This is a genomic window from Agrobacterium sp. Ap1, assembly GCF_017313375.1.
In the GTDB taxonomy this organism is placed as follows: Bacteria; Pseudomonadota; Alphaproteobacteria; order Rhizobiales; family Rhizobiaceae; genus Neorhizobium; species Neorhizobium cellulosilyticum.
This window is the reverse complement of record NZ_JAFLMY010000005.1, coordinates 230,943-242,968: the sequence shown is the minus strand read 5'-3', so window position 1 is coordinate 242,968 and position 12,026 is coordinate 230,943. Positions and strand designations below refer to the sequence as shown.

General features: G+C 58.1%; 10 protein-coding genes. 9 read left to right on the top strand and 1 reads right to left on the bottom strand.

Annotated elements, in window-relative coordinates; translation table 11 throughout:
• Positions 1 to 212: 212 nt before the first annotated feature.
• Positions 213 to 2,783: a ComEC/Rec2 family competence protein gene (locus tag JZX87_RS12655; protein ID WP_353654188.1), complete on the top strand. Its 2,571-nt coding sequence runs from the start codon at positions 213 to 215 to the stop codon at positions 2,781 to 2,783.
• On the opposite strand, the gene lexA is transcribed toward JZX87_RS12655, so the two are convergent.
• Positions 2,764 to 3,477 carry a transcriptional repressor LexA gene (gene lexA, locus JZX87_RS12650; protein ID WP_148148069.1) on the bottom strand — a complete coding sequence of 238 codons (714 nt, stop codon included), beginning with the start codon at positions 3,475 to 3,477 and terminating at the stop codon, positions 2,764 to 2,766. The genes JZX87_RS12655 and lexA overlap by 20 nt on opposite strands.
• A gap of 198 nt (positions 3,478 to 3,675) precedes the next feature.
• Here lexA and JZX87_RS12645 point away from each other — a divergent pair, with 198 nt between their 5' ends.
• The 8 genes from JZX87_RS12645 (at position 3,676) to JZX87_RS12610 (ending at position 11,972) form a co-directional block, all read left to right on the top strand.
• Positions 3,676 to 4,548: a VOC family protein gene (locus tag JZX87_RS12645; RefSeq protein ID WP_206825900.1), complete on the top strand. Its 873-nt coding sequence runs from the start codon at positions 3,676 to 3,678 to the stop codon at positions 4,546 to 4,548.
• Positions 4,549 to 4,552: 4 nt separating this feature from the next.
• Positions 4,553 to 5,401 (top strand): 3-deoxy-8-phosphooctulonate synthase, encoded by an 849-nt coding sequence (kdsA, locus tag JZX87_RS12640; protein ID WP_206825899.1) that lies wholly within the window; start codon positions 4,553 to 4,555, stop codon positions 5,399 to 5,401.
• Positions 5,402 to 5,520: 119 nt separating this feature from the next.
• Positions 5,521 to 6,795 (top strand): phosphopyruvate hydratase, encoded by a 1,275-nt coding sequence (eno, locus tag JZX87_RS12635; protein ID WP_206825897.1) that lies wholly within the window; start codon positions 5,521 to 5,523, stop codon positions 6,793 to 6,795.
• 198 nt (positions 6,796 to 6,993) lie between these two features.
• On the top strand, positions 6,994 to 7,311 hold the full coding sequence (locus JZX87_RS12630) for an FtsB family cell division protein (protein WP_183821537.1): 318 nt from the start codon (positions 6,994 to 6,996) through the stop codon (positions 7,309 to 7,311).
• Between the two features lie 192 nt (positions 7,312 to 7,503).
• Positions 7,504 to 8,562 (top strand): pyruvate dehydrogenase (acetyl-transferring) E1 component subunit alpha, encoded by a 1,059-nt coding sequence (pdhA, locus tag JZX87_RS12625; protein WP_206825896.1) that lies wholly within the window; start codon positions 7,504 to 7,506, stop codon positions 8,560 to 8,562.
• Between the two features lie 20 nt (positions 8,563 to 8,582).
• Positions 8,583 to 9,962 carry a pyruvate dehydrogenase complex E1 component subunit beta gene (locus JZX87_RS12620; RefSeq protein WP_206825895.1) on the top strand — a complete coding sequence of 460 codons (1,380 nt, stop codon included), beginning with the start codon at positions 8,583 to 8,585 and terminating at the stop codon, positions 9,960 to 9,962.
• Between the two features lie 15 nt (positions 9,963 to 9,977).
• A complete protein-coding gene (locus JZX87_RS12615) occupies positions 9,978 to 11,315 on the top strand; it encodes a pyruvate dehydrogenase complex dihydrolipoamide acetyltransferase (protein WP_206825893.1) in 1,338 nt (445 codons plus the stop codon).
• A gap of 18 nt (positions 11,316 to 11,333) precedes the next feature.
• Positions 11,334 to 11,972, top strand: coding sequence for an SGNH/GDSL hydrolase family protein (locus JZX87_RS12610; protein ID WP_206825891.1), 639 nt, complete (start codon positions 11,334 to 11,336; stop codon positions 11,970 to 11,972).
• Positions 11,973 to 12,026 lie beyond the last annotated feature (54 nt).

Sequence of the window (12,026 nt, the reverse complement as noted above, 5' to 3'; positions counted from 1 at the left end):
ACGTTTAGCTATATGATCCTTTAGCAGATGCCAAGCTGTTCTGACGGCAAATTGTGCAGCGCGATACGATATTGGGCATCGACATTTGACCCTGTGGCCAACCCCTTGTTGCAATCAGAAAATCGGTTCTGGTGGCAAGCCCATATGCGTCAGGTTGACGCACTCAAAAAGAACGCTCAGGTTGTATTTTGTGATCGGGGCAGGCTGGTTCAATGCGGGCTGAAGGTTTCGAGAAGATAGATACCAAAACGTTGAGCCGGCGCTCTAATGCTGCTGCCGAGCCGGTATCGCATTTTCAACCGGCGCCTGATGACTTTGCCGTGGGAACGACATCCCATCGATATTCTGCAGCGATAGCGCCGATTTCTTACGGAAGGCGAATTGGTGCGCCATTGGCGGAGGCGCGAGCATTTCTTTCCATTTCGCTCGGCGAGGAGCGCCTCCATGGCCACGGCTTCCTGTTCATGCCTGTGGCCATTGGTTTCGGTTCGATAGTGTGGTTCCTCAGCCCGGTGGAGCCGTTGGCATGGGTGCCGTTCCTTGCTCTTGCCGTGCTGGCGGCTCTGGCGTTGATAACAAGAGATGGTTGCGCGCGTGTCTTTTTCACATTTGCGTGTCTGGGCTTTTGTGGCATGGCGCTGGCCGAGATCGAAGCGTGGCGGCAATCGACGGTCATTCTCGATTCACCGGTAACAACGGATGTCATGGGCGTTGTCGAGCGTAGTGAGGCTGCCGGTCCCGGGCGACTGCGTTATATCGTGGCTGTGCGACAGACAGCAAACCCCATTCTTCGGCGCCCGCCTGTCCGGGTTTCGCTGCTGGCAAGGGCGCAGCATCAGCCGTTTGACAACGGGGCAGCTATTTCCGGACGCGCAAGGCTGTCACCGCCTTCCGGGCCGGCCTTGCCCGGTCTGCACGACTTTGCCTTCTCGGCATATTTCGATGGCATTGGTGCGGTGGGGTATTTCTATAGCGCTCCGCAGCAGGCTGGAGGGTCGGATGTGGCGACCGGCTGGCCGCAGCTCGCCTTACGCTGGCTCTTCGATCTGCGCAGGCAGATCGGCAATCGTATTCGCGAGATTGCGCCGGGTGATGCCGGTGCCTTCGCCGCCGCCATTGTCACCGATGAGAGACGGGCAATTTCCGAAGATACAGTCGAGGCGCTACGGGTCTCCGGCCTCGCTCACATCGTTGCCATTTCCGGATTGAATATGGCGCTTGCCGCCGGGATTTTCTTCGTGGGATTGCGTAGCGTCTTTGCTCTTTTCCCTGGCCTCGCACAGGCCCTGCCAATCAAGAAGATTGCCGCCGGCGGGGCGCTTGCAATGGTTACGGCCTATTATCTGGTATCGGGCTTCGGTGTATCCGCCCAGCGCGCCTATATCATGATGGCGGTGATACTTGTTGCCGTGCTTTTGGACCGGCCCTCGATAAGTTTGCGAAATGTAGCCTTGTCTGCGCTGATCATCCTCATCTGGACGCCTTCAGAAATTCTGGGGCCAAGTTTCCAGATGTCGTTTGCTGCCACGGTTGCGCTCGTGGCCGGTTATGCGGCTTGGTCGCGACGCCCTGAAACGGAAGAGCGGGAGCGATTTCCCATCCGTCATCCTCTGGTGACATGGGCTGCCGTTGGCTGGCGCTTTATCGCCGGCATTATCGCGACATCGCTGATTGGTAGTCTTGCGACGACGATGTTTTCCGTCGAGCATTTCCATCGCGTCGCCACCTATGGGCTTGCCGCGAACCTGGCTGCCATGCCGATCATCAGCTTCCTGGTGATGCCGGCCGGGCTTGCTGCGATGTTGTTGATGCCCTTCGGCCTCGATGCTCCCTTCATCGGGATCATGGCCTGGAGCCTCGAATGGGTCATCTTGATCGCGAAGCATGTAGCGGGATGGGGCGGGGACATTGTCGTCGGAGAACAGCACCCCTGGTTTTTGCCGCTTGGGGTCTGCGGTTTTCTGCTACTGACGCTCCTCAGGACACGGCTTCGCTATTCGGGCTTGCCTTTCCTGTTTACCGCTGCAGCCCTGTTCTGGATGGGGGTGCAACACGCCCAATCAAGTCTTCTCATCGCTGAAGATGGGAACCTCGTTGCTTATCGAGATGCAGAACGTGTTGCCGCCAACAGGAAACGTCCGTCCGAGTTCGTCTATGGGCAGTGGATGTATGCGCGACAGCTTCCAGTGCTGGCTATGTCGGAGATGTTGGAAAGTGAAATTCTAAAAAATATGGCCGGGTCTTCCAGTGAAAGACTTTCGGAACACGTTCTGATCGAAGCGCAGCGACTGATGAAGGAGGCAGGGAGTGTCAGATTCTCATGTCAGCTCAAGGCCTGGTGCGCATTCATGTCACCGGAAGGTGTTTTGGTCGTTGTTGTTGATGATGGCCGTTATGCCGGAGCGGCTTGCGACGTTGCCGGCCTTGTTATCGCGCCGCGTGCGCGTTTCCATTCCTGTCGGTCTGGTACCCCGATGCTGAGCGGCGCCAGCCTGCGCAAGACAGGGTCAATTGAAATCGATCTTTCCGGGGCGGCGGCAGCCGGAAAATGGAGTGTCACGACAGCAATGGCTGGCACGGTTCGCCCATGGACCATTCATCGCCAATACGACTGGCGACGCAATCTCTATGACCCGTATCTGCCGGAATGGATTTCCAAACCAAAATCGAGTGGCCGTCTTGAGGCGCAGTTTGCTGTCTCAGATCAAGCAGGAACGGATTATCGATCAGAAGCGCCAACTGATGTTGGCAACAATTCCGGTGTCAGTGATAACGGCGAATGAGGCCGACGAGCCTGCCCTGGACCTTGACCCGATCCGGTGGAAAAATTCGTGTCTCGTAAGCCGGGTTTGCCGCTTCCAGCGCAATCGAGCCACCCTTGCGGCGGAAGCGCTTGAGTGTGGCCTCTTCATCATCCACGAGTGCAACGACGATATCGCCCGGATTGGCGGTGTTGCCGTTGCGAATGATGACGGTGTCGCCATCCAGAATTCCGGCTTCGATCATCGAGTCGCCCTTGACTTCAAGCGCATAATGCTCGCCGGATCCCAACATCTCTACGGGGACGGAAATGTCGTGGGTATTATTCTGAATTGCCGAGATCGGTACGCCGGCGGCGATGCGGCCCATGACCGGCACGCTTGCAGACGCGCTGTCATTGGCGGAGACAGGCGGGGCAGCAGGCGTCGCCGGCTTCTTGCCAAGGCTTCCCTCGATCACGCTCGGTGAAAAACCGCGTTTCGGCTGCAGCGTGGGAACATAGGCTTCGGGAAGCTTGATGACCTCGAGTGCGCGCGCTCTGTTGGGGAGACGGCGAATGAAACCGCGCTCTTCAAGTGCCGTGATGAGCCGATGGATGCCCGACTTCGACGCAAGGTCGAGAGCGTCCTTCATTTCATCGAAAGACGGAGGTACGCCCGACTCCTTCATCCGTTCGTGAATGAACAAAAGCAGTTCCTGTTGCTTGCGAGTCAGCATGTGAGGCGCACCTTCAGATTTGAAACAAATGCAGAACGAACACTATATGTTCCATATGTGTTCCGCAAGTCCTTAAATTTTCGTGACAATATAATCAGTTTCTTGGATGCAGAATGACGTTCTCAGTCGGAATCTACTTGCGCTCCCCGGCGGTCTGCCCAATCTACGCCTAGCGGATCAGAAGTCTGGGGGACATGTGTGACTGCTAGGAATATCGATCATCTCGTTTTGCCTGTTGGAAATCTCGGCAAGGCACGCGAGCGGCTGTCGTCTTTGGGTTTCACTGTCGCGCCTGACGGCGTGCATCCCTTCGGTACGGCCAATGCCTGTGTTTTTTTTGAAGACGGTACCTATCTGGAGCCACTGGCTGTTGCGGACAGGCGCAAGGCAGGGTCTTATGCCAAGAAAGGCAATGTCTTTGTCGAGCGCGATCTGGCTTATCGCGGTCGCCGCGGACGTGAAGGCCTGTCAGCCATCGTGGTCTCCAGCGACGACGCATCGAGCGATCATCGGCATTATGTCGCGGCCGGAATTTCCGGCGGCGAGCCCCTCGAATTCGGCAGAGCTGTAAAGTCTCCGGACGGTGATGAGGTCGAAGCTCGTTTCCGGCTTGCTTTTGCCACGATGGATGGTGCGGCTGATTTCTTTGCTTTCTCCTGTCAGCGGCTGGTATCTTTCCCTCAGGATATGGCTGAATTGCGTATCCATGCCAATTCGGTTGCAGGTTTGAAGGAAGTCATTTTGGCAAGTGATGATCCACATGCTTCGGTTGCCTTTTTTGACAATGTGCTGCGAGCGCCGGGTATCGAAGTTGAAGATGGACTGGTGTTCCAGGCTGAAACGGGAGCCGTGCGCGTTCTCAGGCGCGAGCAAATTGCGCATGACTTCGGTCTTCCTGTCGAGGGGGTGGCAGCCGGGTTGGTGGGGGAGGCCGTGATCTTTCGCAGTCTTGATCTGGCCGTGACAGAGATCATCCTTGCTGCTAATGACGTCGCATTCATTCGCCGGGATGGTCGCGTTCTCGTGTCGCCGTCGCCCGGCCAAGGCGTTTTGTTCGGCTTCGAGGAATAATAGAATGGCAGTCTCCCCCAATTCAGAAGTTTCGGTCGGTGAAGGCGACAAGAAGGTCGTATTCTCCAATGCAGGCCGGCTTTCGCTGATCGCGGGGCCTTGCCAGATGGAAAGCCGTGATCATGCCTTCATGATCGCCGGTACGATGAGCGAGCTCTGCGGCAAGCTCGGCATCGGGCTGGTCTACAAGTCCTCCTATGACAAGGCCAACCGTACGTCGATCTCCGGCAAGCGCGGCATCGGACTTGAAAATGCGATGGAGATTTTTGCCGACCTGAAGAAGGAATTCGGCTTCCCGGTCCTGAGCGACATCCATACGGAAGAGCAGTGCGGGCTTGTTGCGCCAACCGTTGACATCCTGCAGATCCCGGCCTTCCTGTCGCGCCAGACCGACCTGCTCGTCGCAGCCGCGAAGACCGGCCGGGCAATCAACGTCAAGAAAGGCCAGTTCCTGGCCCCCTGGGACATGAAGAACGTCCAGGCGAAATTCACCGAGAGCGGCAATCCAAACGTGATGCTGTGCGAACGCGGTGCTTCCTTCGGTTACAACACGCTCGTCTCCGACATGCGTTCGCTGCCGATCATGGCTTCGCTCGGATCGCCGGTGATCTTTGACGCCACGCACTCGGTGCAGCAGCCGGGCGGGCAGGGTGGCTCCAGCGGTGGCCAGCGCGAATTCGTTGAAACGCTGGCGCGTGCGGCCGTCGCGGTGGGTATTGCCGGTGTGTTCATCGAAACCCATGAAGATCCGGACAACGCCCCGTCGGATGGTCCGAACATGGTGCATCTGAAAGACATGCCTCGGCTTCTGGAAAAGCTGATGGCTTTCGATGCGGTGGCCAAGGCTGCCTGAACTTCAAAAAAGCGCTTGAGCGTTGTCAAAGCGCAGAAAGCGCCAACACTGTAATTGGCGTGTCATTGAACGTGATACATTTTCAATGACTGCATGGACTTAACTCTGAGGAGAGACCCTTGACTGCTATTACCGATATTATCGCTCGCGAGATCCTCGATAGCCGTGGCAACCCGACCGTCGAAGTCGACGTCTATCTGGAAGACGGCTCGATGGGCCGCGCCGCTGTTCCGTCGGGCGCATCGACGGGTGCCCACGAAGCTGTCGAATTGCGCGATGGCGGCAAGCGCTTTGGCGGCAAGGGTGTCGAGAAGGCCGTTGAAGCGGTCAATACGGAAATCTTCGATGCCATCGGCGGTTTCGATGCCGAAAGCCAGATCCATATCGACAAGACGATGATCGCGCTCGACGGCACGCCGAACAAGTCGCGTCTCGGCGCAAACGCCATTCTCGGCGTGTCGCTGGCCGTTGCCAAGGCTGCCGCCGAATCGGCTGGCCTGCCGCTTTACCGTTATGTCGGCGGCGCTGGCGCACATGTTCTGCCGGTTCCGATGATGAACATCATCAATGGCGGCGCACATGCCGACAACCCGATCGATTTCCAGGAATTCATGATCATGCCGGTCGGCGCCGAAACGCTGAAGGATGCCGTGCGGGTTGGTTCGGAAATCTTCCACGTCCTGAAGAAGGAACTGGGCGCACAGGGCCACAACACCAATGTTGGTGATGAAGGCGGCTTTGCTCCGGGTCTGAAGAGCGCGCCGGAAGCCCTCGACTTCATCGTCAAGTCGATCGAAAAGGCCGGCTACAAGCCGGGCGAAGACGTGTTCCTCGGCCTCGATTGCGCCTCGACCGAATTCTTCAAGGATGGCAAGTACGTTCTCGAAGGTGAAGGCCGCACGCTGGAATCGGCTGCCATGGCTGAATACCTTGCCGAACTCGCTGGCAAGTATCCGATCATCTCGATCGAAGACGGCATGGCCGAAGACGACTGGGAAGGCTGGAAGATCCTGACCGACAAGATCGGCTCCAAGGTTCAGCTGGTCGGCGACGATCTGTTCGTCACCAATTCCGCCCGCCTGCGCGACGGCATCAAGATGGGCGTTGCCAACTCCATCCTCGTCAAGGTCAATCAGATCGGCTCACTGACGGAAACGCTCGATGCCGTCGAGACTGCGCACAAGGCTGCATACACCGCCGTCATGTCGCACCGCTCGGGTGAAACGGAAGATTCGACGATTGCCGATCTCGCCGTTGCCACCAATTGCGGTCAGATCAAGACCGGTTCGCTTTCGCGTTCGGACCGTCTGGCCAAGTACAATCAGCTGATCCGTATCGAGGAAATGCTCGGCCCGCAGGCCGTTTATGCAGGCCGCTCGATCCTGAAGGGCTAAGGAATGGTCGGCCGGAAGGCCGCTCTCCTGAAGGCAGAATGACATTCGAAAAGCCCGCGTCCTCGACGCGGGCTTTTTCATATCTGCGCTGCAGCGCGGCAAACGAAACGAATGCTTAAGCAAGTTCTGCGATTTTCAGATCCTATCCTGGGACGATGAATCGCTCCCGCCGCGTAAGCTCAAGGTTTAAGAACAGGCATGTGGACAAGACATCACAAACAAAGAAAGTTTGGCCGTTTCATCCTGCCTGCAATCACCGTCGCGTTTCTTTCCTATTTCGGCTATCATTCGATCCACGGTGATCTTGGTCTTATCGCGACCGAGGAATTCGAGAAGCAGCGCATCGCGCGCAGCAGCGAGCTTGCTGCGCTCACCTCCAAGCGCGAAGCATTGGAGCGTCAGGTCCACCTGATGAGTGACGGCTCACTCGATAAAGACATGCTTGATGAAATTGCGCGTTATCAATTAAATGTATCCCGCTCGGACGAAATAGTCATATTTAACAATTATTTCTGAGTTAACCTAATTTCGGTTAACTTGATTTTCGTGATTTATTTCAGTGGCTTATGCGGAATGAGAGCCATGCAAATATGTCATTGCTGGGGCGCGCTTTCTTCCCTATGTTAGTTGCAGAAACCGGAGTGGGTTGCGGCGTGCATGTGCTCGTCTCGATGCCGCTCTTTCAATGCAGCACATAGGGAGGGATCGATGGCGCAAACCAAATCCGCGTCTGCATCCGGCCGCAAGCCAGCGGCAAAATCTGCCAGCAAAACAGCCTCGAAGGAATTTACCGGCAAGAACACGCCGGAATTCGGCAAGGAAGACGATCTGCACGCGTATCGCGAGATGCTGCTGATCCGTCGCTTCGAAGAGAAGGCCGGCCAGCTCTATGGCATGGGCTTCATTGGCGGCTTCTGCCACCTTTATATCGGCCAGGAAGCTGTCGTTGTCGGCATGCAGATGGCCCAGCAGGAAGGTGACCAGGTCATCACAGCCTATCGCGACCACGGCCACATGCTTGCTTGCGGCATGAGCCCGCGTGGCGTCATGGCCGAGCTTACCGGTCGTCGCGGCGGCTTGTCGAAGGGCAAGGGCGGCTCGATGCACATGTTCTCCAAGGAGAAGCATTTCTACGGCGGTCACGGCATCGTTGGTGCGCAGGTGTCGCTCGGTACCGGCCTCGCCTTCGCCAACGCCTATCGCAACAATGACAGCGTCTCGGTTGCCTATTTCGGCGACGGCGCTGCAAACCAGGGTCAGGTCTACGAGAGCTTCAACATGGCTGCTCTGTGGAAACTGCCGATCATCTACATCGTCGAGAACAACCGTTACGCCATGGGCACCTCGACCGCCCGCGCAACTGCACAGTCGAACTATTCGATGCGTGGCGTCGGATTCGGCATTCCGGGCGTCCAGGTGGATGGCATGGATGTTCGCGCCGTCAAGGCTGCGGCTGATGAGGCGCTCGCCCATTGCCGCGCCGGCAAGGGCCCGATCATTCTCGAAATGCTGACCTACCGTTACCGCGGTCACTCCATGTCCGACCCGGCAAAGTATCGCTCCAAGGAAGAAGTGCAAAAGATGCGCTCGGAGCAGGATCCGATCGAACAGGTTCGCAACCGTCTGCTCGAAAAGGGCTGGGCAAGCGAAGACGAGCTGAAGGCGATCGACAAGGATATCCGCGACATCGTCACGGATAGCGCCGACTTCGCTCAGAACGATCCGGAGCCGGATGCATCCGAGCTCTACACCGATATCCTGCTCTAAGCGCGGGGAGGAAAGAACCTATGCCTATCGATATCCTGATGCCTGCACTTTCTCCGACGATGGAGGAAGGCACGCTTTCCAAATGGGTCAAGAAGGAAGGCGACACCGTCAAGTCCGGCGATGTCATTGCTGAAATCGAGACCGACAAGGCGACCATGGAAGTGGAAGCCGTCGATGAAGGCGTGATCGGCAAGCTGCTGGTCGAAGCCGGCACTGAAAACGTCAAGGTCAACACCAAGATCGCGATCCTGCTTGCCGAAGGCGAAAGCGCCGATGCGATCGGTTCTTCCGCTCCGGCAGCCGAAGCTCCGAAGGCCGAGGCACCTGCCGCTGAAGAAGCAAAGCCCGCATCCGCTTCGGTCCCGGCTCAGCCGAAGGTCGAAGTCGCTGCTGATCCGGATATCCCTGCCGGCACCGAAATGGTTTCGACGACCGTTCGCGAAGCTCTGCGCGACGCAATGGCTGAAGAAATGCGCCGCGATGGCGACGTATTCGTCATGGGTGAAGAAGTCGCCGAATATCAGGGCGCCTACAAGATCACGCAAGGGTTGCTGCAGGAATTCGGTGCCAAGCGCGTTGTCGATACTCCTATCACCGAACACGGTTTTGCCGGTATCGGCGTCGGTGCAGCCATGTCCGGCCTGAAGCCGATCGTCGAGTTCATGACGTTCAACTTCGCCATGCAGGCGATTGACCAGATCATCAACTCTGCTGCCAAGACGCTCTACATGTCGGGTGGTCAGATGGGTGCTCCGATCGTGTTCCGCGGTCCGAACGGCGCTGCTGCCCGCGTTGGCGCACAGCACAGCCAGGACTTCTCCTCGTGGTACAGCCAGATCCCCGGCCTCAAGGTCGTCATGCCTTACACGGCTGCCGACGCAAAGGGTCTCTTGAAGGCTGCGATCCGCGATCCGAACCCGGTCGTCTTCCTCGAAAACGAAATCCTCTACGGTCAGCACTTCGATGTGCCGAAGCTGGATGATTTCGTTCTGCCGATCGGCAAGGCGCGCATCCACCGCAAGGGCAAGGACGCAACGATCGTTTCCTTCGGTATCGGCATGACCTACGCCGTTAAGGCGGTTGCCGAACTCGAGAGGGAAGGCATCGATGTCGAACTGATCGACCTTCGCACGATCCGTCCGATGGACCTGCCGACCGTCATCGAATCCGTCAAGAAGACCGGTCGCCTCGTCACTGTCGAGGAAGGTTACCCGCAGAACTCGGTCGGCACCGAAATCGCCACCCGCGTCATGCAGCAGGCCTTCGACTATCTCGATGCCCCGGTTCTGACGATCGCCGGCAAGGACGTTCCGATGCCTTACGCCGCCAACCTCGAAAAGCTGGCTCTGCCGACTGTCGGCGAAGTCGTTCAGGCGGTCAAAACCGTCTGCTACAAGTAAGGGAAGGGTGATAGGATGCCTATCAACATCACCATGCCTGCCCTTTCTCCGACCATGGAAGAGGGCAACCTCGCTAAGTGGCTGGTCAAGGAAGGCGACAAGATCAAGTCCGGTGACGTGATCGCCGAGATCGAAACCGACAAAGCGACGATGGAAGTCGAAGCTGTCGACGAGGGCACGATCGCCAAGATCGTTGTTCCCGCCGGCACTGAATCGGTCAAGGTCAATGCACTGATCGCCATCATTGCCGAAGAAGGCGAAGATGTTGCGGCTGCTGCTGCCGGTGCGGGTTCCGCCCCGAAGGCTGAGGCTGCTCCGGCTGAAAAGACCGCTGAAGCTCCCAAGGCCGCCGTTCCGGTTGCCGACGCTGCGCCGGCACCGTCGACGCCTGCTCCGGTTGCCGATGGCAAGCGCGTATTCTCGTCGCCGCTCGCCCGTCGTCTCGCCAAGGAAGCCGGTCTCGACCTTTCCGCCGTAACCGGCACCGGCCCGCATGGCCGTGTCGTCAAGGCCGACGTCGAAAAGGCTGCTGCCGGCGGTGCCAAAGGTGCTCCGGCTGCTGCACAGTCCGCTGCCGCTCCGGCACCGGCTGCCGCAAAGGGTCCGTCGGACGAAAGCACGCTCAAGCTGTTTGCGGAAGGCTCCTACGAGCTTCTGCCGCATGACGGTATGCGCAAAACGATCGCCGCACGCTTGACCGAGTCCACACAGACGGTTCCGTCCTACACGGTATCGATGGATTGCGAACTCGACGCGCTTCTGGCTCTGCGTGCCGAGATCAACAAGTCGGCTCCGGTGAAGAAGACCGAGAAGGGCGAGGTTCCGGCCTTCAAGCTCTCCGTCAACGACTTCATCATCAAGGCGATGGCTCTGGCGCTGCGCGACGTTCCGATGGCAAACGCCTCCTGGACCTCGACGGCACGCGTGCTGCACAAGCATTCGGATGTCGGTGTTGCCGTTTCGATCCCGGACGGTCTGATCACGCCGATCGTTCGCAAGGCCGAAACCAAGGCTCTGTCGGTCATCTCCAACGAGGTGAAGGACATGGCCAAGCGCGCCCGCGACAAGAAGCTGAAGCCGGAAGAATACCAGGGCGGCACGACTTCCGTGTCCAACCTCGGCATGTTCGGCGTCTCTTCGTTCACCTCGATCGTCAACCTGCCGCAGGCCTCGATCGTGTCGATCGGCGCCGGCGTCGAGAAGCCGGTCGTCCGTAACGGCAAGATTGAAGTCGGTACGGTGATGTCGGCGACCTTCGCCTTCGACCACCGCGTCATCGATGGTGCGCTCGGTGCGGAACTCGCGTCCGCCTTCAAGCGCTACATCGAAAATCCGATGTCGATGCTGGTTTAACGGCAAAAGGACGGCGGGATGAGGACCGTTCTCTGCTTCGGCGACAGTCTCACCTGGGGGTATGACCCCGAAGGGCCGGGACGGCATGCTTTCGAGGATCGCTGGCCAAGCGTCCTCGGTGCAGCCCTCGGGCCTGGTGTGACCGTGATTGCCGAAGGGTTGAACGGCCGCACGACCGGCTATGACGATCACCTGGCCGATTGTGATCGTAACGGTGTGAAGAACCTTCCAACGGTGCTTCACACCCATATGCCGCTTGATCTCGTCGTCATCATGCTCGGTACCAACGATATGAAGCCGGCGATTGCCGGGACCGCTTATGCGGCCCGCGCCGGCTTGCAGAGGCTCGTAGGGCTGATCCGCCACCACGAGTACTCGTTCGATTATGATGCGCCGGAAATTCTGATCGTTTCGCCGCCGCCACTCTGTGAAACGGCCGATCCAGTGTTTTCGGCGATCTTCCGTAATGGCGTCGAGGAATCGGCGATGCTTGCATCGCTTTACCGTGATCTTGCCGATGATCTTGGCTGCGGTTTCTTCGATGCAGGTTCGGTTGCCCGTACCAGCCCGGTCGACGGTGTACACCTGACGCCTGAGGGAACTCGGGCAATTGGTCGCGGTCTGGAGCCGATCGTTCGAATGATGCTTGGCCTTTGATCTGGATCAACGGAGGTAATTTTAGGCGGACCTAGCGTGGACACTTCCTCACTA

Coding starts and splice junctions, on each gene's coding strand:
- JZX87_RS12655 (WP_353654188.1), top strand. CDS start 213: ATGCGGGCTGAAGGTTTCGAGAAGATAGATACCAAAACGTTGAGCCGG.
- lexA (WP_148148069.1), bottom strand. CDS start 3,477: ATGCTGACTCGCAAGCAACAGGAACTGCTTTTGTTCATTCACGAACGG.
- kdsA (WP_206825899.1), top strand. CDS start 4,553: ATGGCAGTCTCCCCCAATTCAGAAGTTTCGGTCGGTGAAGGCGACAAG.
- JZX87_RS12630 (WP_183821537.1), top strand. CDS start 6,994: ATGTGGACAAGACATCACAAACAAAGAAAGTTTGGCCGTTTCATCCTG.
- pdhA (WP_206825896.1), top strand. CDS start 7,504: ATGGCGCAAACCAAATCCGCGTCTGCATCCGGCCGCAAGCCAGCGGCA.
- JZX87_RS12620 (WP_206825895.1), top strand. CDS start 8,583: ATGCCTATCGATATCCTGATGCCTGCACTTTCTCCGACGATGGAGGAA.
- JZX87_RS12615 (WP_206825893.1), top strand. CDS start 9,978: ATGCCTATCAACATCACCATGCCTGCCCTTTCTCCGACCATGGAAGAG.
- JZX87_RS12610 (WP_206825891.1), top strand. CDS start 11,334: ATGAGGACCGTTCTCTGCTTCGGCGACAGTCTCACCTGGGGGTATGAC.